The sequence below is a fragment of the Nonlabens arenilitoris genome (assembly GCF_002954765.1).
Classification (GTDB): Bacteria; Bacteroidota; Bacteroidia; order Flavobacteriales; family Flavobacteriaceae; genus Nonlabens; species Nonlabens arenilitoris.
Genome location: NZ_MTPW01000001.1, coordinates 231,439 through 255,506, shown reverse-complemented (window position 1 = coordinate 255,506; position 24,068 = coordinate 231,439). Strand labels below are relative to the sequence as shown.

Below are 24,068 nucleotides of genomic sequence, written 5' to 3'. Positions count from 1 at the left end.
GAAGAAAATAAAGGGTCTACTTTTGTTGTAACTATTCCTGCAAGTAAATAATACGATAATGAAAAAAATCTTAATTATAGAAGATGACGCTGCATTAAGAGAAAATACTGCAGAATTACTCGAACTATCAGATTATGAGGTTATTACAGCGCCTAATGGTCGCGCAGGAATAGAGCAGGCTCAAAAGATTCATCCAGACGTTATCATTTGTGATATAATGATGCCTGAAGTGGATGGATATGGCGTTTTAGAGGCATTATCTTCAGATGTAAACACCAACCAGATTCCATTTATATTCCTGTCAGCAAGAACAGATCACAAAGAGGTACGTAAAGGTATGGATCTAGGTGCAGATGATTATTTGACAAAACCATTTGAAGAAGAAGAATTATTAAATGCAATAGAAACTCGGATAGCCAAAGCTGAAATTTTTAAATCTCTATTAGATAGTACATCAAAACCCAATAATGAAGAAGAGGAGTTGCGCAACCTTAATGAATTAAAAAACTTCTTTGACGATCATGGAGAGGAGCTCAGTTTCAAAAAAGGAGAGGTGATTTATCAAGAAGGCTCACGTTCTTATAGAATTTACTTAATTACTAGAGGTGTTGTTAAAACTTATCAAATTGACAAGAGTGGAAAAGAATTAATCACCTCTTTGTTTAAAGAAGATGAGTTTTTAGGATTTACGTCCATACTAGATAATGTAGCTTATGAGGAATCTGCAGAAGCGCTAGAAGATGTAACTCTAGTAGGTGTTTCAAAGTCTGTGCTTAAAGACATTCTATACCATAGCAATAACTTATCGATGGAGTTGTTACAATTGCTATCGCATAACGTAGCTCATATTAAAACACAACTCGTACAAATGGCTTACAGTTCTGTGCGTAAGAAAACTGCTCAAACAATTCTTCAATTTGCTAGTGCATTTAATAAACAGGCCCAAGAGGATATATGCATCACTCGTAATGATCTAGCTGGCGTTGCTGGAATTGCTACAGAGAGTTTGATACGCACATTATCTGGATTTAAAAAGGATGGGCTTATTGAGATAGAAGGTCGCAGTATTAGAATTATAGATATAAATGGACTAGAAAAAGTTGAATAATTATTCTAAAACTGATTTTTATCATTATTTCATAAAACTAGTCCAGATACATTTGTGAACTCAACGCAGTTTGCAATGAAACACATTCTTATACCGGTAGATAACACAGATCCGTCATGGGCTGCTGCGCAATGCGCCATATCTATGTATCGTGACGCTGGTATTTGCTTTTACATATTGCCAGCTACATCATTAAATTCTTTAGGTAAAGTAGAGTCCAGTAATGTAAATGTATGTAGTTGTTATATAAAAAATAAGATTGAGTCCTTAACGATACTACTAGCACCACATCAAAAAATAGTTAATCTATCATTGCAAGGCAGTTTTATTACTCAAATAAAAGAAGCCGTTTATAGTAACGATATAGATTTGATTGTTTGTACAGATGTGTTTAGTGCTAGTAACAACGGACAGATAGATGCTACTCATACCAGAGCAATTATTACAAGAGTAAAATGCCCTGTACTTGTAGTGCCGCAAAGTTTTAAATGTAGTCCTTTAAAACAAGTTGTTTTACTATCAGATTTTAATTTTACACATCGTTCAAAGGCAATTTATATGTTGACTAGCTTTATAAAACGCACACAGACACATCTTAATATATTGCAATTGCAAACCAGTCTTACAGTTTTAACGCAAAGTCAAATAGAAAATAAATCTTTCCTTAAAAATACTTTACAACAATTTTCTTGTAGTTTTCACTCGGTATTAGATAAAACAATGGATGATGCTTTACAATTATTTATCAATATTCATCAGGTTGAGTTAGTAATCCTATTTGCTAAAAACATTAATTTTTTAGAAAATATTCTATTCTTACCTACAGATGTTAATTCAATGAATTATCGTAAAAAAGTACCTTTTCTAATTATACATGAATAACTCTTAACTGATTAATGTCATAGTTTTTAAGTGTTGTAAATCATAGATTTATAACAATAAATACAACGCCATTATGAAAGTTATCATTGTTCCCACAGATTTTTCAGAGAATGCATTCAATGCATTACAATGTGCCATACAGTATTTCACTGAAGAAGAAACGCAGTTTATAATACTGCATACGTATGATTTTCCTATGCAGGATAAGCAGCAAGATTATGAAGATAAGTTAGATCATTTATTAGAGCGTGTAGAGTACTTAACTTATAATCATCATCATCGTTTTGAAACACGCGCAATCGCAGGAAATTTTATCACGCAACTTAATGATCAAGTCGATATTTTAAATGCTGATTTAATAGTAATGGGAACACAAGGTAAAACAGCAGATCGCAAGAGAAGCCTCGGTAGTAATACTTTACAAGTTATTAAAAATGTAAGCTGTCCTGTACTTGCTATACCGCTCGAGTTAGAGTATAAAAGTCCAGATAGTATTCTATTTCCTTCTGGGCTGCAAGTGCCTTTTAAAGATAGAGAACTAGATTTAATAAGTAATCTGGCACTTCAACATCGTTCTTCGTTGCATTTGCTGCATATAGCACAGTTTGATAAATTATCTCAAAGACAAATTGAGGTTAAGGAATTCTGGGAATCACGCTTTCGCGAAAGCGTAACAAAATATACTCGTCACGATCTAGGCGATGGAACTACCGTCATTAACAATTTTATAAATAAGAATGATATTGATTTATTGGTTTTGGTTAATTCCAAGCATTCTTTTCTAGAGTCTTTCTTAAAAACAACTACTATAGATGCTCTAGGATTACATCTTAAAATTCCTTTTTTAATTCTTCAAAATCTAGCACGATAAAATAATTTATTATGAAAAAGATCCTTTTACCTACCGATTTTTCTGCAGCTTCCATCAACGCAATAGAATATGCTGTGCAGCTTTTTAGAAATGAAGATTGTAATTTTTATGTTCTCAATACTTATGAGCCTGTTGCTCTTTATACTTCTACTACATATGGTAATGATCCTGGTTTAGATCTAGAAATAGGAGAATTGTTTAAAAAGAAGTCTAAGGAACAAGTGCAAAAAGTCATTGATGAGGTGAGTGCAAAATATAGGGATGAGCATCACGTCTTTAAAGGTATCTCTACCTTTAATATGTTAAGTATTGAGGTAAATGAACTGGTCAACGATTATGATTTGGACCTCATTATTATGGGAACAAATGGAGCTTCTGGACTTAAAGAAGTTTTTATAGGCTCGCAAACAATGCATGTTATAAAAAATGCCAAGGTGCCAGTTATAGGTGTGCCACAAGGTTATAGCTATAAGCAGCCTAAGGATATTTTATTTACTACTGATTATAAAACAAACGAACATCATACTGGTATGTATTTGCTTGAAAATATTTGTAATAAAAATATCTCTAGACTAATCTTTTTAAATGCCTATGATGGCAATAGTCTAACGTCGCAGCAAGTTGCAAATATGGAGTCTCTAAACGCATTTTTTAAACGTGATGCACATCTTACTCAAATTGTAAAAGGTATGGACGTCCTAGATGCAATGGATGATTTTCAATCTAGACATGGTATCGATTTGCTCGTTTTAGTACACAATAAGCATAACTTTTTTGAGAATTTGTTGTTTAAACCTGTAGTTAAAAAAGTAGTTCATCATGCAAGTGTTCCTTTTTTAATTTTACCTACTCAGAACTGATTTTTATCATAGATACTTGTTTTTACAAGCTATAGTTTTAACATCTAAAATAATGATTATGGCTTCTATAATTGTACCCACTGATTTTTCTGAAAATGCATATAACGCCTTATTTTATGCGTCACAATTATTTCCTGCGGAGGATTGTAGTATTTATTTAGTGCACTCTTATGAAAGGAGTTTAAAAGATACTATAAGTAAAATGGATCCGGTAGCAAATGAAGTGATTATTGCAAAGTTAAGAGCAACAGTTCATTGTCAATTAGAACAGTTATCACATCGTATACAATTAGATTGTGCGGGACAGAAATTAAAAGTTGAATTGATGTATGCGGCATTACCTCTTAATGATATTATTAATGATTTAATAGAGAACCTAGATGTACACTTTGTCGTTATGGGAACAAAAGGCGCGTCTGGATTAAAAGAGATTTTTCTAGGTAGCCAAGCTGTTGATACGATTAAAAACATAAACCCAATTCCACTTTTCTTAATATCAGAAAACGTGGATTATGTATGTCCTAAGAAGATAGCTTATGCGACTGATCTTAAGCAATATAATCAACAAGAGAATATTGCCTTTTTAATAAAAATGATAAATGCAAAAAATTCAAAATTAGAGTTGGTTCATTTTCATGACCAGTCCGATATTTTTGATGAGGTGCAACCTCACTTCGAAAAGTTTAAAGATCAGTTAAAAGACGTTGAATTTACAACGCATTGGATGTTAAGTGAACATTCTTTAGAAGCTGACATTAAGAATTTTTGTGAGAAACAAAGTGTCCACTTGTTGGTTTTATTGTTACATAAATATAGTTTTTTAAAGAATCTTATAAAAACATCAACGGTTGAAAAGATAAGCTTTCAAGCAAATTTACCGTTGCTCATTCTGCCAGAATAAGTATGATTAATGTCATAGTTATTAATCATTGATCTGTCTAAATTTAACAAGTATCTAATTTTAAAGCTATGAAAAAGAAAATTTTAATACCGACTGATTTTTCTAAAAACGCGTGGAATGCGATTATGTATGCCACGGAACTTTTTAAAAATATAGAATGTAGATTCTATTTATTGAATGCTTATAGCCCGACAAAACATAGTAGAGGTGAATTAATGACAGGTACTATTGAAACGTTAGCATTTGAATTTGAAAAAAATAAATCGGCAAGTGGTTTGTCAAATGTTCTAGAGATGTTAGACTTTAGAGGTCTTAATGATAAACATGAGTATCAAACAATATCATTACAGGATGATCCATTGAGTGCCATTCAGGAAACGATAGAGAAGAAGGATATTGAACTAGTGGTCATGGGTACAAAAGGAGCTAGTAATTATGAGAATAAGCTATTCGGGAGCAATACAATAAATGTAATGGAAAACTTACGTAGTTCTCCGATACTAGGAATCCCTTTAGATGTAAGATTGATCCATATTAAAGAAATTGTTTTCCCTACTAGTTTTAAGACTCATTATAAGAGAAAAGAGCTAATACATCTAGTAGAAATAGCCCGATTACAAAATGCTAATATTTGTGTATTACACGTAAACGACCATCCAGATTTAACTATTGAACAAGAAGAAAATAAGCTATTGTTAGAAGAATGTTTGGAAGGTGCTTCTTTTAGTTTGCATTACATAGGAGGTTCTAATGTCAATAGCAGTGTAAAACGATTTGTAGAAAGTCGTGGTAGCGATATGGTTTCTTTTATCAATAGAAAGCATTCCTTTATTGATTCTGTATTTTCTACACCTATGGTGAAGGAACTAGGAATGTTTAGCAAGGTGCCCTTACTGGTTATGCATGATACGATTCACTAAAGCAAGAAACCATTTAAAGTTAAGGCATGAAGAGTTTAATATTTATTGTTTTGGTTATTATCGGATTATCTAGTTGTTCAGATGCTGAGTTAATTGAAAATTGGAAAAATCCAGAGGTTGAAAATTTTCAAGCTCAAAAAATTCTTATACTCGCCATATCCAATGATGTTGAAAACAGACAGTATTTTGAGAATCGTTTAGTCGAACAGTTGAATATGAAGGGCGTTAATGCGTGGAATAGTGATCATTTTTTTGGCGATAGTTTTACAAAAAGGCCTAAGACTGAGCAAGAAATTAAAAATGTAGAAAATAGACTTTTAGAAAATGGTTATGATGCGATATTGGTGTCAAAAGTTATAGGAGCAGAGAACAAGGTTACTTTAATTAAATCTTATCGTAATTTCAATAAGACATTTGAAACATTTAATGATGATTATTATTCAAATCAAGATTTATATTATTCAGATGAGCAATTAGAAAGTTATACCATTTATCATGCTGAGAGTGTTTTGTATGGTATATGTCCAGGTAAAGAACGTCAGGTTATTTGGAAAGCTTCGGTAAACGTTACTAAACTCGATAGTGAAAAGAAGGCAATTAGAGATTACTGCAAGATGGTATTAAAAACTTTAGAACAACTAGATTTATTAATACTGGATTAAATATATAAATAAAAGAGAAAATTGATTTATAAATATTTCCAAAAAAATAAACCCTGATAATCAAATGACTATCAGGGTTTTTGCGGAGAAGGAGGGATTCGAACCCCCGGAGGTGTGACCCTCGCTGGTTTTCAAGACCAGTGCATTCGACCACTCTGCCACTTCTCCAGTCGATAAGCAAAAATGTTTTCGCTTAAGCGGTTGCAAATATATAATTATTCTTTGGTTAATTATAATTTGGCATAAAAAAATCTACTTTTTTTAAGTAGATTTTTAATTTTAGGATTGTGTTTTTATTTCATCTCTTGGTTGGTGATGTTCTTTTTTATTTTTTACTTGATGATTAATTTTCTTGCCATGTGTTTGCTCTAAATTTATGGCCTGTTCCTTTTTGCTGATTTTTTCGGGTTTATGTGTTTCCATTTTTTATTTTAAGATAAAACTTATCTTAATTCTTGGCAAAGAACTTAACAGGCTTTAACAATTATAGAGCCTTTTTTATTGAAGTTTTAAGTAATAAATGTAACCTTAGTTTAATTTATTATCGTGACTGGGATTGCTGTTTCCTGTTATAGGAATAATTTTACCACTGTAAGTAGGGCTTTTTTCAATGTTTAATTCAAGCCAAGCTTTTATGTTTGCTAGCCATTCTCTACGAGTGAAATGTGCATTTCCTGGGTATTCTCTATTGTCAGCGATAAAACCTTGCAACTCTAATCCCATCTTTTTGCCTACATATATAGCACGAGGCAGATGAAATTTTTGCGTTATCACGATAGCATTTTCTACCTGAAAAATCTCACGTGCTCTAAACAAACTGTCATAGGTGTCAAAACCAGCATGATCTAGAAAAATGTCCTCATTAGAGACACCTTTATCATTTAAATAACGGCGCATAGCATTCACTTCGTCATAATCTTCTTGACCATGATCACCACTCAATAAGAATTTTTTAATAATACCTTTATGATATAATTCATAAGCTTTATCAACTCGATCTTGTAAAATAGGTGAGAGGCTCTTATCTGGTCGTACACTTGCTCCCAAAACTATACCGACATATGCAGGTTTTAATTCATTTGCGTTTTTAAAAATAAGATTACGACTAGATCGGTTGATGTGGAATTGTAGAATGACAACAAGTAACACCAGTCCTAAAATCGTGAAAACAGTAATGTTTAGAAATTTACGCATCTAGCAAATAGGAGTTGGGTTTTTATCGTCATCTATGGCTACAAAGGTGAAATTTCCGGTGACCACCTTCTCTCTCTTATAACTATACATATCTTCCATAAACATACTTACTTCTACAGTACAGCTTGTATTCCCCACTCGGCTTATGCGAGCTATAAGTTCTACAATTGATCCTTGGGGAATAGGTTTTTTAAAGTCAATCTGATCTGTACTTATAGTCACTACTTTTTTTCTAGAAAAACGGGTGGCACAAATAAATGATACTTCATCCATCATGTGTAGCGCTGTACCACCAAACAAAGTGTCATAATGGTTAGTAGTATTTGGAAAAACGGCCTTGAAAATTCTTGTTTCAGAGTCATTAATACGTTTTTCTGTTTCAGTCATAAATTTCCTTTATTGAAAAATTAACATGCTAAGGAGTTGATGGTATTACCTTTGTTTGTTTCAGTAGTCGGTTATGATTTTACGCTTTCGCGAAAGCGAATTTATCATAGTTCGACTATCCTACAAAGATAACGTTTCCTACCTATGAAAAGTATAGATAATTTGCAATGGCGATATGCCACAAAGAAGTTTGATAGTCAGAAATCTCTAACTGTAGATCAGATAGAAATACTAGTCCAAGCATTTAACTTAACGGCAACATCATATGGTTTACAACCCTGTAGATTGATCATCGTACAAAATCAAGCAATAAAAAATGCAATGGTTGAAAAAGCCTTCGGTCAGAGACAAGTTGCAGAGGCCAGTGCTGTACTAATATTATGTACAAAAAATGTTGATGTGAATTATGTAAATGAATATTTTGAACTCGTAAAAAAAATAAGGAGTACTCCAGAAGAAGTTTTAGAGCCGTTCAAAAAGCAGTTGACTCATTCTTTTTCGCAAAAACGAAAGGAAGAAGTAGAACAATGGGCTAAAAATCAAGCATACATCGCATTAGGTAATTTAATGACTGTTTGTGCACAAGAACGTATTGACTCCTGTCCTATGGAAGGTTTTTTACCAAAACAAATCGATGAATTACTAGGTCTGCAAAAACAAGGTCTAAAGTCTGTTTTACTCTTACCAGTAGGGCATCGTGCGCATGATGATATGTTTTCTAAAATGGAAAAAGTAAGGCGACCACAACAAGAAATGGTACAATACGTTTAGATTATGGCAAGATTGTTGACTAAGTGTAAATAATCTTTTTATTTTTGATTCTATTAAACCTAGTTATTATGAAAATGTATTCCGTTTTATTAATTCTGCTTTTTACTGGTATGGTGAATGCTCAAGAGTCTTTTGAAGAAAATGTTCAAGATATTGATGGAGTTGAATCTGTTGAAGAAGTAGAGATCAACTGGTTTACAGATTTTAAAACGGCAAAAGCTGCTGCAAAAAAGCAAAATAAACCAATGCTAGTTTACTTTACGGGTTCTGACTGGTGCAAACCTTGTGTAAAACTTAAAAAAGATTTTTTTAATACGCCACAATTTGCTGAGGCATCTGAAGATTACATTGTTGTAATGCTAGATATTCCTTATCGTGATGATATAATATCACTTGAGCAAAAGAAGATTAATAAGGAGATGCAAAAAAAATTAAAGGTGAGTAAATTTCCAACATTGCTAGCCTTAGATACTAACGGTCGTGAACGTAACCGTATGGAACGTTATAGTTTTCCAGATCCACAATATTATTGGGAGTTTATGGATAATAATGAAAGACTTTTCGGGCTTTAATTATTTAAGGATTATCCACAACAGTATATTCAATTTCAAATCTTTCTGAAACCCTGAAATATCCGTAAGGAAAATTTTCAGGGTTTGTTGTATTTATAATATTCCCTCTTACAGTTGCTGGCTGCGTGTCAAATGGACCGCCACCGCCATCTGCAGTTTGCTGTATTAGAGTGTCATAAAAAGTAAAACCTCTACGATCGATACCTTTTATAGTTAGTGTTATGGCAGTACCTACTGGTAAATCCTCCATAAAAAAGGCAGTTAGTGACTCATTACCATCAGAGAATTCGTCATCTGATATGTCTACTTCAATATTGTACTCATCGATATACTCAAATAAATAATAATTATCTTCTCCTGCTGGATCATTGAAATAACCCGTTATCTCTGTAAAGTCCCCAAAACCTGTAATTTCTGATTGTTCTACTCGAGTGTATGGAACAGTGCTAACAAATGCTTGAGTAGCTGTGTAGATATCATCACCATCAATGACGGTTAATACATAGGTCTCACCATTTTGTATATTTAATGTGACATTTTTATATAAACCAGGATTAGTTAATGTGAAAATGTGATCTGTCCCAGACGGATCGCTTACAATAACAGCTGCATTGTTTACAAAAACGATATCTTCTTGGTAAAATGCACTGCTGCGAGTTAGTAAAACCGTCGCATCAGTAAACCCATCTTCATGTAATTCTAGAGCAGCATCTATAACTAATTTAGGTGCTGCATTATTGAGATCTAGTTCAATTACATCTTCGCAAGCAAACAGACCTATTGATAGTATTAATAAAATAAATAATTTTTTCATGATCTTAAAATTTGAAGTTGTAAGTAACAGCAGGTACTAACCCAAAAATGGACAGTCTTGTGGCTTCATTACGATTAGTATCCTCATTTTGTGCAAAGCTTATACTTGCTGCATTTCTTCTATTGTAAGCATTGTAAATACTGAAAACCCAGCTACCTTGCCAGCCTTGAGTTTTATTTGGTTTAGGAATATAAGTAGCACTTAAGTCTAATCGATGTACAATTGGTAATCGACTACTATTACGTGCTTCATATGTAGGGATAAATAAACCGTCAAATTCATACTGACCGTTAGGATACGTGATAGGTTGTCCGGTTTGTAGAGTGAAGTTAGCACCGAAACTCCATTTGTTGTTGAACTCATAATTACCCGTAATGGTAAGGTCATGTGTTTTGTCCCATGCTGCATTATACCACTCTCCATTATTAATCCCAGTTTCTTCTGCTGTGCGGCCAGGTGTACGTTGTTCACTACGTGATAAAGTATAGGCAATCCAACCTTGTAATTTACCTTTGTTTTTTCTAAATAATAATTCTAAACCATAAGCTCTAGCTTCACCTTTTAGTAATATTTGCTCTACGGCATCATTAGCTATAAGGTCTGCACCATCTATATAATCCAGTCGATTATCTACTGTTTTATAAAAAACTTCGGTCTCTAAAGAATAGTTACCTATATTTTTAAAAAATCCCGCAGCAATTTGATCTCCTTTTTGAGGATCTATAAAAGTGCCGCTAGGAGCATAGAGATCAAATGGAGTAGGAGCATTGGTATTAGAAATAAGATGTATGTATTGATTAATACGCTGGTAGCTCGCTTTAAAGCTAGTATTACTATCTAAAGAGTATGCAATGGAGAATCGAGGTTCAAGATTTGCAAATGTTTTTAAAGTAGTACCTCTGCTAGCGTTTGTTGTTTCTATAGGGTCTACAGATTCATAGATTTGTAATTCTTCATTAAATATGATAGGTTGATTGTTTTCGTAAATATTAATGTTATCTTGACCTAGACGATTAAAAGTACTTAATCTTAATCCAGCATTAATATTAATATTATCAGTGATTTCAAATTCTCCATCCACATAAACACCATTCTCCCAAGCGTACTTTTTTGTAAGCTGTTTCTCGTTTATAGGACTTGTGGCTGTTGTAGGTGTGATAAGTCCTGGATCAAATTCATAATAGATGGAATTAATCCCATACCTCATTTTAGTTTTATCATTGACATAGTGCGTTAAATCATATTTTGCATTAAGATTAGTTATTCCACTACTGAATTCAAACTCAACAAAATCTAGTTCAAGACCATAATTGTAATCTGAATAAATCAAAGAGGTGTTTGCAAACCATTTATTGTTAAAAGTGTGATTCCACCTCGCATTTACAAAAGAGTTTCCAAAGGTGTTACCGAACAGATTGTTCACCTTAAACACATCCCTACCAAAGTAGGAGGAAACATAAAGTCTATTATTGTCGTTCAGTGTGAAACTTAGTTTTGCATTTAAATCATAGAAATATGCTTTGTTATCAATATCAAAAAGAGGTAAAAATAAATGGGCATAACTACTGCGACCACCTATAAGAAACGATGATTTACCTTTCTCAATAGGACCTTCAAGCAATAATCTACTAGCAACAAGACCTACACCACCAGTAGCACTTAATTTATTTTTATTACCATCACGTTGATAAATGTCTAGCACACTAGATACACGTCCACCGTATCGAGCAGGTATTCCTCCTTTATATAATTTTAAATCCTTTATGGCATCAGGATTAAAAACAGAGAAGAAGCCAAACAAGTGATCACTACCGTATAATGTTGCCTCATCTAGTAAAACTAAATTTTGATCTGCGGCACCACCGCGCACATTAAATCCAGAGGCACCTTCACCAGCATTAGTAACTCCTGGTAGTAGAACTAGTGACTTTACAATATCTGTCTCGCCCAGAACTACAGGTATTTTTTTAATGGTTTCTATAGATAGTGCATTTGTACTCATTTGCGGTGATTTAGTACTTAAACGTTCTACATCTGCCTTGATAACTATCGCATCTAGCTGTTCGTCAGAGTCTGCCATCTCTATATTAATTTGAGTGTCACTACTTAGAACGACCTCTTTTAATATGCTTTTATAACCTATAAAACTGTAAACAACCTTATATGTTCCAGCAGGTAGGGTAATGGAGTAAAAACCATATTCATTACTAGATGTACCTGCGCTCAATTCTGGGATTAATATATTCACACCTATCATGGTCTCGCCGGTGCTTACCTCACTGATAGTACCTGATAGGGTGAATTTTTCTGATTGCGCTTTCGCGTAAGCGAAATTCAATAAAATTATTGCAATTAATAATCGTTTAATCATAAGAAATATTCTAGTCTGTATAAGTAACGGACAATAGATTAATTTGTTACAAATTTATATGGAAAGCACCTTGTAAGGCTTTAATTAACGACATCTTAACTGCAATATTAATTTAAGTTCTTATGCGGTGATTTTACTCTATAATCGTAAATTTGTAGTAAACCTAAGTAATGAATAATACTGACTTTTCTCAAAATATAAAGCTGCCAGTAGTAGCAGCACCTATGTTCTTAATCTCTGGTCCAGAACTAGTAATCGCATGTTGTAAAAATGGTATCGTAGGTACATTTCCAGCATTAAATCAACGTACGACTGAAGGCTTTGAAGAATGGGTGGTTCAAATTAAAACAGAGCTTGATCAATGGGAAAAAGAAACCGGTAAAAAGGCGGCTCCATTTGGCGTTAATCTTATCGTTCATGGCAGTAATCCACGTGTACAGGCAGATTTAATGGTTTGTATAAAGCATCAGGTGCCTTTAATTATTACTTCTTTAGGAGCTGTAAAGGACTTAGTAGATGCGGTGCATTCTTACGGTGGACTTGTTTTTCATGATGTAATTAAAAAACGTCATGCCGAAAAAGCTGCAGAGGCTGGTGTGGACGGATTGATACTGGTTTGTGCAGGTGCTGGTGGTCATGCTGGAACCTTAAACCCTATGCCATTTATTAGAGAAGTACGCAGTTTCTTTGAAGGAACTATCTTACTCTCTGGAGCGATGAGCAGTGGGCAAGACGTGGCTAGTGCTTTACAAATGGGTGCAGATTATGCTTACATGGGTACTCGTTTTATCAATACAAATGAGTCTAAAGCCACAGATGAGTATCGAGATATGATCATCGATGCTGGTTCTAGTGATATTGTATATACTGCTGCCATATCTGGTGTAAGTGCAAACTTTTTAGGTGCTAGTTTAAATGCCGCAGGAATTACTGAAGAGCAGCTTAAAGCAACCGGTAAGATCGATTTTGGTAAAGAAATGGATACAGAAGCAAAAGCCTGGAAAACGATATGGAGTGCAGGACAAGGATCTGCTACGATTAATGATACCGTACCTGCTACAGATTTAATCAATCGTATGAAGACTGAATTCAAAGATGCCATAGAGATGCAAAAGAAAAATCTAGAACGATATTCTTAATCAAATTTATAATTTTATCGAAAAGCCTTTTATCGTCATGATGAGAGGCTTTTTACATCATAAGGATGTTTAGATATTTCGCTTTCGCGAAAGCGTCAATAAGATCATTCTACAAACACTTATTATTAAAACATATTTTCTTAAGACCTATTACCTTTGCCACCTATGAGTACACTGGTTCAAATTCAAGTCTTACCACATCATCTAGAAGATGAAGATCACATACTGGAAAAGGTTTTCCAAAAGGTCGATTTTTCTATGAATGAGGTTTCTCAATGGTCCATTAGAAAGCGCAGCATTGATGCTAGACAACGTCGTGTGTTGTATAATTTACAAATTGAACTATGGTTGAATGGAGATAAAAAACCGGTACGCGAGCCATATATAATAAATGATGTAAGTAATAAACCTGCAGTTGCTATTATAGGTGCTGGACCTGCTGGATTATATGCAGCATTGCGTGCTATAGAAGGTGGACTAAAGCCTATTATTTATGAAAGAGGAAAAGATGTGCGCTCTAGACGTAGAGATCTAGCAGCCATAAACAAAGAGCATATCGTTAATCCTGAATCTAATTATTGCTTTGGTGAAGGTGGCGCTGGAACTTATAGTGATGGTAAACTTTATACTCGATCTAAAAAACGTGGTAATGTATTGAAAGCGATGGAATGGTTTGTCGATTTTGGGGCAACATCAGACATTCTAGTTGATGCTCATCCACATATAGGAACTAATAAGTTGCCGCAAATTATTACTGCCATGAGAGAGGCTATCATAGAAGCTGGCGGCGAAGTGAGGTTTAATGAGAAGCTCACAGATATAAAACATGAGAATGGACAGATTACCTCGATACAGATAAATGATAGTGTCTGGTATGATTATGATCATGTGATACTAGCAACAGGACATAGTGCTAGAGATATTTTTTACTTATTACATAATCGCGGTATTAAGGTAGAAGCAAAACCATTTGCGATAGGTGTGCGTATTGAGCATTCACAATCTTTAATTGATCAAATACAGTATCATGGCGATGATCAAAATCCATATTTACCACCTGCCAGTTATAGTCTAGTGGAACAGGTCGATGGATTAGGTGTATATTCTTTTTGTATGTGTCCTGGTGGAATTATTGCGCCATGTGCGACTGACGTAGAAGAAGTCGTTACTAATGGATGGAGCCCTAGTAAACGCAATAATCCATATTCTAATAGTGGTATTGTAGTAAGTGTATCACCTCAAGATTTACCCAACTACAAAGAGAATGATCCTTTTGTTTGTCTGGAATTTCAAAAGAAAGTAGAATATGATTGTTGGGTAGCTGCTGGTAAAACACAAAAAGTTCCTGCGCAACGCATGACCGATTTTATAGCCGGTAAGGTTTCTACAGATTTTCCTAAAACATCTTATCAGCCAGGTTTAACGTCTGTCGATTTAAATGAAGTCTTACCAGACATGCTGGCGAGTAGACTGAAAAAGGCATTTGTAGCTTTTGGTTATAAAATGAAAGGATATTTAACAACTGAAGCGGTATTACATGCTCCAGAAAGTAGAACCTCATCACCAGTTAAAATACCTAGAGATGATTTTTCACTAGAGCATGTTGAAGTTAAAGGTCTATATCCTTGTGCTGAAGGAGCAGGTTATGCTGGCGGAATTATAAGTGCTGCTATAGATGGAATTAACTGCATGGATCGTATCATTGAAAAACATAATTAATAATTATGGAAGTAGAGATCTGTCTTCCATCCAACTGAAGTGTTTTTTAATTATTTCCATTTTGTTTTCTTTAACATAATTAGATAAGGCAATTGCCGCTGGTGACTGTTTTTTTGAAGATAACCAGATCAAATTCCAGTTAGTTGATATAGGTAAATTTTTAATAGGTATAATTTGAACTTCTTTATTCTTTAGTTCGTTTTTTATTCCTATTATCGGCATTATAGAATAGCCTAGTCCGGCTATGACGGCTTGTTTCACTGCTTCATTAGAAACAAGTTCAATTTTTTTATGATTTGTAAACTTTTGTTGATCCACAAAGCTTTCCATGGCTTGTCTAGTAGCAGATCCTTTTTCTCGATAAATCAGTTTTAATTTTTTGAATTCTTTTGTGGTAAGGTGGTTTCCAGATTTACTAGGATTATCTTTTCCTAGCAAAAAAAGTTCATTGCGCATAAGCTCTATACGGCTTATGTTAAGATGGCTAGGAAGTACTGATACCATTGCAAAGTCAACCGTGTTCTCTTCGATACTTTTAACAACTTCACTTTTATTAGTTACGTTCATCGTTAAGTCAATACCGGGATATTTTTTCATAAAATCTGATAGAAAATAGGGCATAACATATTTACCAGTAGATACTACAGATATATGAAGTTTACCAGCGACTTTACCTTCATAAGCTGCAGATTTATAAGATATAGAGGCTACTTGTTCTAAAATGTTTTCTGCTGTGTCAGCAATCTCTTTACCAAACTCGGTAATATGGATTTTACGACCTAAATACTCTGTGAGAGGTAATGGAAATTGATCTTGAAATTTTTTAAGCTGTATAGAAACGGCAGGTTGAGTTAGGTTTAATTCTTCGGCAGCTTTAGTAATGCTTTTTAACTGGGATATTTTAAAGAATATCTCTAGTTGGTGAAGTGTATAGTGCATAAATATTGCTTATGTATATGATAAAAAATATAAATATAAATTTATATAAAAGATAATTCAACTTTGCAGCAGCTTTTATTAAAAGCGATTTAACCTTTAAATAATTTATAATGCAAGAATTACAAATTGAATTAATCGACGGAAATTTTACACCATCAGACGCTATGGAAATTATTACTTCAGTTCTAGACAAGAAGATGAATTTTCACAAATTGCAAAGACTGGCAAAGACAGAAAGGGATCACGCAGATCCATGCACATTTGAAAACGAGCGTATTGCTGCCTTACAATCAGAAAAGGACAAGGCAATAGCCTTTTTAGGACCTATGATTAATAAAGGTGAAAATGTATCAATTAAAAGTAAAATCGATATTATTAAAAACTAATTAATTCTTTAAGAATATAATTATGGATTTACACTTATTATTTGATAATTTAAGTAACCCAGCTTTATTATTTTTCTTTTTGGGGATTATAGCAGTTCAAGTTAAGAGTGATCTTAAAATTCCCGAAAACTCTTCAAAATTTATATCTCTTTATTTATTGTTAGCCATCGGTTTTAAAGGTGGGCAAGAGCTGTCTCATAGTGAATTTGATATGGAGATTGTCTGGTCTTTACTCTTTGGCGTATTACTCGCGATAGTTGTTCCGGTCTACGCTTACTTTATTTTGCGTCGCAAAATGAATGTGTATAACTCTGGAGCAATTGCGGCAGCATATGGATCTGTAAGTGCGGTTACCTTTGTGACAGCTATATCTTTTTTAGAGATGGAACAAATGGATTTCAGTGGTCATATGGTTGCCGTTATGGCTCTTATGGAGGCTCCATCTATTATGGTTGGGTTATTATTAATTTCATTATTTAATAAAGATAAATCAGATAAGGTTTCTACAAAAACGGTTTTACACCATGCACTCACTAACGGTAGTGTGCTTCTTATTATAGGTAGTTTAGTAATAGGTTTACTAGCTAGTGAAGCTCAAGCCGAAGGAATTAAACCCTTTACGACTGATTTGTTTAAAGGGTTTCTAGCCGTGTTCTTACTAGATATGGGAATTACCAGTGGTAGAAAACTTTCTACATTTCTAAAGAAAGGTTGGTTTGCAGTAGCTTTTGCAATTATTATACCTATTGTTAATGGAATTATGGTGGCGGTAATAAGTGGACTATTTGTTACAGAAACAGGAGATCGTTTATTGTTTTCTATTTTGGCAGCTAGTGCTTCTTATATTGCAGTACCAGCCGCTATGAAACTGGCCGCGCCTAAAGCTAATCCTAGTCTATACATACCTATGGCGCTGGCAATAACGTTTCCGTTCAATATAACATTAGGTATGCCGTTGTATCTTAATGTAATACAGTCCTTTTAATAAAATTGAACAAGTAAAGAGATTATTATATAAATCTCTTTACTTGTTTATTTAACCATTAAAATACCAAGTCTAGCGAATATGCAGGTCGATTATTATCAGTTTCAAAAAGCCTCGAGTAATCAGTTATATCTTGTATCCCGTCTAATTTACATAACACTGTAATGACAGCACACAATCCTTCAAATTGCACAGTCTTATCTGTAGGATTATGAGGTTTAAAATGATTGTGTTTTAATGGTAATTGATAACCGCAACCTTGCAAAAAAGCCTGCTCTATCTGCAAAAGTTCTGAAGGTGAATAGCCATTAAAACGTTTTCCTAGTTTCTCGTTTACCTGACCTACATAATTAAGTTTTATTGAACCATGATCATCAGATAGATGTTTCCAGAAATCTTTATTATCGCAAATATTGCCTACTGCACATTGACATGCACATTCTGGATGTAAAGTGCCATTATGAAAAGCACGATATAATTTTGTGATACTCTTTTCAAATCTGTTTGTCTTACTCATCGTTTCATCTTGTCTTTAGATTAAGTGGGCTTTTCTCAATTGACCTTACTAATATAAATCATAAGTATTGAAAACTTTTTAAAATTTATAAATGCCACTATAATACTATATTTATAGTGGCATTATCATTCTGAAAAGGGTAAACGATAGTTCTATGATATAAATTATTACTTCTATAAGCTTAAGTTTGTTCTAAGTTAAGTTTATCATTTATAACATTATGAAGCAAAAGGTAGTTACTATAGGAGAAGTCTTGATGAGACTTACCGTTCCAGATTATAAGAGATTATTTCAAACAGTAAATTTTGATGTTACCTTTGGTGGATCAGAGGCAAATGTTGGAGTTTCTTTAGCTCATTTTGGTCTGGATAGTACCCATATCACCGCCTTACCTGATCATAATTTAGGAGAGCGAGTAGAGCGATTTTTAAAACTTAATGGAGTCAGTGGTGAAGGTATCGTGCGCAAAGAAGGACGTCTAGGTGTTTACTATCTTGAAACAGGTGCGATGCAACGCCCATCACGTATTGTTTATGATCGATTTGATAGCACCTTTGTACATCTTAAAGAAGATGAAATTAACTGGGAAATCGTTTTTAAAGATGCGTCATGGTTTCACTACAGTGGTATCACACCAGCTATTTCTCAAAACGCTGCAGACATCACGCTTAGAGCACTTAAGGAAGCTAAGAAAAGAGGAGTCACTACAAGTGGAGACATTAATTACAGACGCAATTTATGGCAATACGGTAAACAACCACTGGACATAATGCCAGGTCTAGTCGAGTTAACAGATGTGGTAATAGGTGGAAGAGTTGATCTAGAAAACTGTCTAGGTATACAGGATGAAGACTGGCAGACTAACTGTGATAAGGTGCTCAAAAAATATCCACATATAAAAGCTTTTTCAAAAACTGTACGCAATGCAATGACGGCTTCTCGTAATGAACTATCTGGTTTACTTTATACAGATGGTAAGTTATATACCTCTAAGAATTATGACATGAAAAACATCGTCGATCGTATAGGTGGTGGTGATGCATTTATGGCTGGATTAATCTATGGTTTTTTAAATTTAGATCCGCAAGAAACGGTAGAATTTGGTGTAGCGGCATCTGTTTTAAAACACAGTACTATAGGAGATGTGAATCTAAGTAGTAAAGAAGAGGTAGAGGAGTTGGTACAAGGTAATAATGTTGGTAGACTTTTAAGATAATGGATATTACACAATTTATTAAGCAAACAGAATCGCACAAGATAGTTCCTGTATTTTTCCATCAGGATGCAAGCGTAGTGATCAATGCCATAGAAGCATCTTATAAAGGTGGAGTACGCGTATTTGAATTTGTCAATCGTGGTCTTAATGGTCTTGAGACTTTTAAAACTATAATACCTCATTTTAAAAAGTATGATGATCTAGTGATAGGTGTAGGGACGATTTATGACTCAAAAACAGCAGCGCAATTTGTTGAAGCAGGCGCACAATTTATCGTTTCTCCAGGTTTAGTTACAGAACTTGCTAACTATTGTGTTCACCACAATATCGCTTATATACCTGGAATTGCCACTATTACAGAGGCTACTACCGCAATGCATTTAGGTTGTGAGATGATTAAAATATTTCCTGCAAATGTGATAGGTTCCGCTTTCGCGAAAGCGGTTAAATCAGTCCTACCACAACTAGCCATTATGCCTACAGGTGGAATCAACCCTACAGAAAATGGTTTGAAAGAATGGTTTGATGCTGGTGTTAATTGCGTGGGAATGGGAAGTCAGTTATTTGATAAACTTAAAATCAATAATGGCGATTTTAATGGTTTAGAACAAGATATAAAGAAAGCTGTTAAAACAGCTTTCTCTCTTCAATCATAGAAACGTTATTAACAATTTAGCAATTAAAGTTGTTAAATATGGCCACTTTGAAAATTAAAGGGCATTAATATTTGGAAATATCTATGATATCACTTTAATTTGGGCAACCAGATTGGTAAACCAATTCATTTAATAATAGTTTTATGATAGAACATGGTCTTAAATTAGTAACTCCAGAGCAGGAATACGAAATCGATGTCGCTCCTGAAACTGATGTGGTTAGTGAAATACGTGCACTTATAAAAAAGCACAATTTAGATGCAGGAGATAAGTTACCATCAGAGAGAAAACTATCAGAAAAACTAGGTGTAAGTCGCAACCAGATAAGAGCTGGAATCCAGAAATTAGAATTTTATGGGATTATCGAGACACTACCGCAAAGTGGTTCCATCATTACCGGTATAGGTGTGCCTTCTATAAATACCATGATGAATGATATTCTCGATTTAGATACACCAGATTTTAACTCGCTAGTTGAAACTAGGGTAATCATAGAATCTCATGCAGTTCAAATGGCTGCTACTAGATGTACCAAAGAGTCTCTTAAACAGTTAGAAAAAGCACATCAAAACTTTGTAGACTGCATTACTAACGGATTACCATCATTAATAGAAGATATGAAATTTCACTTAGCCATTGTAAAGGCTAGTGAAAATTCAGTTTTATATGGATTAATGAAAATTATTGTACCAGATATCATTGGACACTTTAATAAAGAAGATATATGTGATCGTACACAAGCCATTAAGTTAGTAGGTGAACATACGGATATCGTAGAAGCTATAAAAAATAAAAAAAGTGACGATGCTCTTGAAGCTTTAAATATTCACTTTGCTGCATTACGCAAATACACAAAAAAGTAATAATAAAAAATAGCACGAGCTGCCACTCGTGCTATTCACATTAAGTAATAAATAATTAATAAAAGAGTAGAACTCTTTCACTTTGTAAAAATAGATGGTCTTAGGGGATTTTGCTCTTAAGTATTTGTCAAATTTGACTCTATTTATATGGGTGAGGATTTCTGTGAAACAAAATGTTTTTATGAGAAAAATTCTTTTCATCATCTGTCTATTTATTTTGCCTATTATTTCCTTGGCACAAGACTTAAAAGAAGTTACTGGGACAGTGACTTCAGGTGCAGACCTAGAACCTATTCTGGGTGCTACTATTCAAATTTTGAATACAAATAGAGCCTCTGTCACTGATCTGGATGGTAAGTTTACCATTCAGGCAAAACCAGATGATGTTCTAGTTGTAAGTTCTTTAGGTTTTAAAACGGTCAATGTTCTTGTAGGTGATAAGAACTTTTTTGAAGTCATTATGCAAGAAGATCAAGAGACCTTAGATCAAGTAATTGTTGTGGCATATGGAAAATCTTCAAAGAGTAACTTAACAAATTCAGTAGCTCAACTTAAAAATGAAAACTTAGATGATCTATCGTATTCTGGCGTTGCAGATGCTCTTAAAGGAAAACTTGCTGGTGTACAAATAACAAATACATCAGGTCAAGTAGGTGAGGCACCACAGATTAGTATACGTGGACTTTCCTCAATAACAGCTAGCAGCAGTCCATTAATTGTAGTAGATGGTTTCCCGATTGAAGATGCTTTAGAATTTATTAATCCTAGTTCAATTAAATCAATTGAAGTTCTTAAAGATGCTAGTTCTGCTGCATTATATGGTTCTCGTGGTGCAAATGGAGTTATACTAGTCACAACAAAAGACGGTGATGGAGAACCTAGTTTTAGTTTTAAGGCTTTTACAGGTGTAAAATCAGTATTAAGGTTACCAGATTTATTAAATACTACTGAGTTTACAGATTTTACTCGTAATGAAAGGCAAATAGCAGAAAATGCCAATGCTCTTAATGAAAATCGTGATCCTGCTGTGATAGGTTATTCAAATCTAGAAATTGCTCGACGTATTTTAGCTCAAAACACAAGTGCAAGTGGTAATGGGACAGACTGGCTAGAAGAGGCAAAAAGAGAAGATGTCACAATACAAAATTATCAATTTGATGTAGGTGGAGGAAGTAGACTTACTAAATATTATTTCTCTGGTCAGTTTGTACAGGATGAAGGATTAGTAAAAGATAATGAATATCGTGCTTTAAATCTTCAAGCTAGATTTAATACTAAACTGAGTGATAAAGTAAAACTAGGTTTAAACTTTAGGCCTTCCTATTCTAGACAGCGTCGTAGTGCTCAACAGTTTTCCGATTTTGCTCGTAATTATGGTTTTTTTGCTCCACGTCACAATCAATTCTCTAGCGATTTAACTGGAGAACCAGTAGGTAGCTATGCTCATGCTAGACACTTTAGAAATATAGATTTTAGTTATATAGATGAAAATGGTGTACAACAAGACTTTACTCAATCTAGTATCTGGGGAACTAATAATAACAATCCGTTAGCTCGACTAGAAAATGAGAAACGTGTTAGATACGAATATCGATTTGTAGCAGATGGTAAGCTAGACTGGAAAGTAGCAAAGAATCTTAATTATAAAGGTAGAATTGGTGCTTATTTAAGAATGAGAAATGATGAGGAGTTTAGAAACTCAATCGCTAGAAGAGATGGTCAGTCCTTCTCTGAAGATGTGAATTCTATTCGTAATAGAGTTATCACAGAACATACATTAGACTATAATTATTCTAGAGGAAAACATGATTTCAATGCTTTATTAGGAGGTACTTATGAATATACATTTCTAAAAACATCTTCAATTCTAGGTTCTAATTTCCCTACAGATTATATCTCAACTATTAATGCAGCGACCATCATTGACGCAGATAATACTTTTACTCTTAAAGAAGAAATAGGATTATTGTCTGGATTAGCACGTGTGAACTATGGTTTTGATAATAAATATTTAGTATCATTTGCAGCAAGAGTAGATGGTAGCTCTCTTTTTGGTCCAAACAACAAATATGGTTTCTTCCCATCGGCAAGTGCTGGATGGAATGTGCACAATGAGAAATTTTTCAATGAGAATATATCATTCTTAAATCAATTAAAATTAAGAGCTAGTTATGGTGTTGTAGGAAACAATAATATTGACAACTATTCTTTTACTAACCTTTTATTCCCTACTAACTATTCTTTAGGTGAAGGTGCTGGATCTATCATATCTGGTCTTGCAGAAAATGGGGATGTTCTTGCTAACAGAAGTATCAGCTGGGAACAAACGGACTCATATGATCTAGGGATTGATGCTTCTATTCTGGACAAGAGAATCTCATTTACAGCAGATTATTATTATGCCTTAACTCAAGACTTATTACTTAACCAAAACGTATCTTATGCTACCGGACACGATAGTTTTATTAATAATGTAGGTAAGATTCAAAATCAAGGTTTTGAGTTTGTTGTAACAACAAACTTTGACTTTGGGGAATTGAATTGGGTAGCATCTGCTAATATTAGTACAAATCAAAATAAATTAATTTCTCTTGGTGGTGAAGAACAATTCATTAATAATGGAGAAAGAGAAGATCAGTATATTTCTCGAGTAGGAGAAGAGGCGATACAATTTTATGGATATCGTTCTATAGGTGTATGGCAAAGTCAGGCAGAGATTGATGACCCAATGAATGCAAGCTCTGCAGAGGATGCTCCTGGTGGTATTAGAGTAGCAGATATCAATGGTGATGGTGTAATAACTACTGCAGATAGAACTACATTAGGAAGTCCATTCCCTGATTTTACATGGGGAATTAGTAACACCTTAAAATATAAAGGCTTTGACCTTTACTTCTTATGGCAAGGTAGTCATGGAGCTGAAGTGTACTATGGTGATGGTTTTTATCTTGAAACTAGAACTCTACAAAGTGACTTTTTACAAAATAGATGGGTACACGAGGATGTCCCAGCATCTTTACCTACTGGTAGAAATGGTCGTGAATGGACCGCTACAGACTATCTAATTCAAGACGCTAGTTATATCGCATTAAGGGAAGCGGTTTTTGGATATACTTTTAATGATAAAGTAACAGAAACTTTAGGTCTTGATTCTGTAAGGATTTTTGCATCAGCTCAAAACTTGCTTTACTTTTTTGCAGATGATTATTATGGAAATAATCCTGAAGCACTGCGTACTTCTAGTCAATATGCATCTCCATTAGTGTCAGGTTATCAAAGAGGTGCTGACCCTTTAACTAGACAATTTGCAGCAGGAATTGATATTACTTTCTAAA

At 34.0% G+C, this 24,068-nt stretch carries 24 protein-coding genes and 1 tRNA gene; 17 read left to right on the top strand and 8 right to left on the bottom strand.

Annotated features, from left to right (window positions below):
- Nucleotides 1–58 precede the first annotated feature (58 nt).
- The 7 genes from BST92_RS01105 (at nucleotide 59) to BST92_RS01075 (ending at nucleotide 6,204) form a co-directional block, all read left to right on the top strand.
- Nucleotides 59–1,108, top strand: a complete 1,050-nt coding sequence (locus BST92_RS01105) for a response regulator (protein WP_105069803.1) — start codon at nucleotides 59–61, stop codon at nucleotides 1,106–1,108.
- A 75-nt stretch (nucleotides 1,109–1,183) separates the two neighbouring features.
- Nucleotides 1,184–1,990, top strand: coding sequence for a universal stress protein (locus tag BST92_RS01100; RefSeq protein ID WP_105069802.1), 807 nt, complete (start codon nucleotides 1,184–1,186; stop codon nucleotides 1,988–1,990).
- Between the two features lie 73 nt (nucleotides 1,991–2,063).
- A complete protein-coding gene (locus BST92_RS01095) occupies nucleotides 2,064–2,861 on the top strand; it encodes a universal stress protein (RefSeq protein ID WP_105069801.1) in 798 nt (265 codons plus the stop codon).
- Between the two features lie 11 nt (nucleotides 2,862–2,872).
- Complete coding sequence (locus BST92_RS01090; protein WP_105069800.1) at nucleotides 2,873–3,721, top strand: universal stress protein; 849 nt, start codon at nucleotides 2,873–2,875, stop codon at nucleotides 3,719–3,721.
- A 58-nt stretch (nucleotides 3,722–3,779) separates the two neighbouring features.
- Entirely contained in the window at nucleotides 3,780–4,622 is an 843-nt protein-coding gene (locus BST92_RS01085) for a universal stress protein (protein ID WP_170061687.1), read from the top strand.
- 68 nt (nucleotides 4,623–4,690) lie between these two features.
- Complete coding sequence (locus BST92_RS01080) at nucleotides 4,691–5,542, top strand: universal stress protein (RefSeq protein ID WP_105069798.1); 852 nt, start codon at nucleotides 4,691–4,693, stop codon at nucleotides 5,540–5,542.
- Between the two features lie 26 nt (nucleotides 5,543–5,568).
- On the top strand, nucleotides 5,569–6,204 hold the full coding sequence (locus BST92_RS01075) for a hypothetical protein (protein ID WP_105069797.1): 636 nt from the start codon (nucleotides 5,569–5,571) through the stop codon (nucleotides 6,202–6,204).
- Between the two features lie 83 nt (nucleotides 6,205–6,287).
- Here BST92_RS01075 and BST92_RS01070 read toward each other — a convergent pair.
- From BST92_RS01070 to BST92_RS01060, 4 genes are all read right to left on the bottom strand, one after another.
- Nucleotides 6,288–6,372 (bottom strand) — tRNA-Ser (locus BST92_RS01070).
- 111 nt (nucleotides 6,373–6,483) lie between these two features.
- Nucleotides 6,484–6,627: a hypothetical protein gene (locus BST92_RS14960; RefSeq protein WP_170061686.1), complete on the bottom strand. Its 144-nt coding sequence runs from the start codon at nucleotides 6,625–6,627 to the stop codon at nucleotides 6,484–6,486.
- Nucleotides 6,628–6,732: 105 nt separating this feature from the next.
- Nucleotides 6,733–7,398 (bottom strand): SanA/YdcF family protein, encoded by a 666-nt coding sequence (locus BST92_RS01065; RefSeq protein ID WP_105069796.1) that lies wholly within the window; start codon nucleotides 7,396–7,398, stop codon nucleotides 6,733–6,735.
- Nucleotides 7,399–7,785, bottom strand: a complete 387-nt coding sequence (locus BST92_RS01060; protein WP_105069795.1) for an acyl-CoA thioesterase — start codon at nucleotides 7,783–7,785, stop codon at nucleotides 7,399–7,401.
- 144 nt (nucleotides 7,786–7,929) lie between these two features.
- Here BST92_RS01060 and BST92_RS01055 point away from each other — a divergent pair, with 144 nt between their 5' ends.
- The gene (locus BST92_RS01055; protein WP_105069794.1) at nucleotides 7,930–8,556 is read left to right on the top strand and encodes an NAD(P)H-dependent oxidoreductase; all 627 of its coding nucleotides are present in this window, start codon (nucleotides 7,930–7,932) and stop codon (nucleotides 8,554–8,556) included.
- Nucleotides 8,557–8,624: 68 nt separating this feature from the next.
- On the top strand, nucleotides 8,625–9,128 hold the full coding sequence (locus tag BST92_RS01050; protein WP_105069793.1) for a thioredoxin family protein: 504 nt from the start codon (nucleotides 8,625–8,627) through the stop codon (nucleotides 9,126–9,128).
- A gap of 4 nt (nucleotides 9,129–9,132) precedes the next feature.
- On the opposite strand, the gene BST92_RS01045 is transcribed toward BST92_RS01050, so the two are convergent.
- Both BST92_RS01045 and BST92_RS01040 read right to left on the bottom strand, forming a co-directional pair.
- Nucleotides 9,133–9,942, bottom strand: a complete 810-nt coding sequence (locus tag BST92_RS01045) for a DUF4249 family protein (protein WP_105069792.1) — start codon at nucleotides 9,940–9,942, stop codon at nucleotides 9,133–9,135.
- Nucleotides 9,943–9,946: 4 nt separating this feature from the next.
- The gene (locus BST92_RS01040; RefSeq protein ID WP_105069791.1) at nucleotides 9,947–12,313 is read right to left on the bottom strand and encodes a TonB-dependent receptor; all 2,367 of its coding nucleotides are present in this window, start codon (nucleotides 12,311–12,313) and stop codon (nucleotides 9,947–9,949) included.
- Nucleotides 12,314–12,483: 170 nt separating this feature from the next.
- Here BST92_RS01040 and BST92_RS01035 point away from each other — a divergent pair, with 170 nt between their 5' ends.
- On the top strand, nucleotides 12,484–13,452 hold the full coding sequence (locus BST92_RS01035; protein WP_105069790.1) for an NAD(P)H-dependent flavin oxidoreductase: 969 nt from the start codon (nucleotides 12,484–12,486) through the stop codon (nucleotides 13,450–13,452).
- Nucleotides 13,453–13,617: 165 nt separating this feature from the next.
- Nucleotides 13,618–15,171: an NAD(P)/FAD-dependent oxidoreductase gene (locus BST92_RS01030; protein ID WP_105069789.1), complete on the top strand. Its 1,554-nt coding sequence runs from the start codon at nucleotides 13,618–13,620 to the stop codon at nucleotides 15,169–15,171.
- A gap of 3 nt (nucleotides 15,172–15,174) precedes the next feature.
- Here BST92_RS01030 and BST92_RS01025 read toward each other — a convergent pair whose 3' ends face one another.
- Nucleotides 15,175–16,110, bottom strand: coding sequence for a LysR family transcriptional regulator (locus BST92_RS01025; protein ID WP_105069788.1), 936 nt, complete (start codon nucleotides 16,108–16,110; stop codon nucleotides 15,175–15,177).
- A gap of 110 nt (nucleotides 16,111–16,220) precedes the next feature.
- On the opposite strand from BST92_RS01025, the gene BST92_RS01020 reads away from it, so the two are divergent.
- Together BST92_RS01020 and BST92_RS01015 are read left to right on the top strand one after the other, a co-directional pair.
- Complete coding sequence (locus BST92_RS01020; RefSeq protein ID WP_105069787.1) at nucleotides 16,221–16,496, top strand: hypothetical protein; 276 nt, start codon at nucleotides 16,221–16,223, stop codon at nucleotides 16,494–16,496.
- Between the two features lie 22 nt (nucleotides 16,497–16,518).
- Nucleotides 16,519–17,481, top strand: coding sequence for a sodium-dependent bicarbonate transport family permease (locus BST92_RS01015; RefSeq protein WP_105069786.1), 963 nt, complete (start codon nucleotides 16,519–16,521; stop codon nucleotides 17,479–17,481).
- Nucleotides 17,482–17,539: 58 nt separating this feature from the next.
- On the opposite strand, the gene BST92_RS01010 is transcribed toward BST92_RS01015, so the two are convergent.
- Nucleotides 17,540–17,998, bottom strand: coding sequence for a Na(+)-translocating NADH-quinone reductase subunit F (locus BST92_RS01010; protein WP_105069785.1), 459 nt, complete (start codon nucleotides 17,996–17,998; stop codon nucleotides 17,540–17,542).
- Nucleotides 17,999–18,218: 220 nt separating this feature from the next.
- On the opposite strand from BST92_RS01010, the gene BST92_RS01005 reads away from it, so the two are divergent.
- From BST92_RS01005 to BST92_RS00990, 4 genes are all read left to right on the top strand, one after another.
- The gene (locus BST92_RS01005; RefSeq protein WP_105069784.1) at nucleotides 18,219–19,214 is read left to right on the top strand and encodes a sugar kinase; all 996 of its coding nucleotides are present in this window, start codon (nucleotides 18,219–18,221) and stop codon (nucleotides 19,212–19,214) included.
- The gene (locus BST92_RS01000; RefSeq protein ID WP_105069783.1) at nucleotides 19,214–19,870 is read left to right on the top strand and encodes a bifunctional 4-hydroxy-2-oxoglutarate aldolase/2-dehydro-3-deoxy-phosphogluconate aldolase; all 657 of its coding nucleotides are present in this window, start codon (nucleotides 19,214–19,216) and stop codon (nucleotides 19,868–19,870) included. Before BST92_RS01005 ends, BST92_RS01000 begins: the two co-directional genes overlap by 1 nt.
- 143 nt (nucleotides 19,871–20,013) lie before the next feature.
- Nucleotides 20,014–20,733: a FadR/GntR family transcriptional regulator gene (locus BST92_RS00995; protein ID WP_105069782.1), complete on the top strand. Its 720-nt coding sequence runs from the start codon at nucleotides 20,014–20,016 to the stop codon at nucleotides 20,731–20,733.
- 181 nt (nucleotides 20,734–20,914) lie between these two features.
- On the top strand, nucleotides 20,915–24,067 hold the full coding sequence (locus BST92_RS00990; protein ID WP_170061685.1) for a SusC/RagA family TonB-linked outer membrane protein: 3,153 nt from the start codon (nucleotides 20,915–20,917) through the stop codon (nucleotides 24,065–24,067).
- The last annotated feature ends 1 nt before the right edge of the window (nucleotide 24,068 follow it).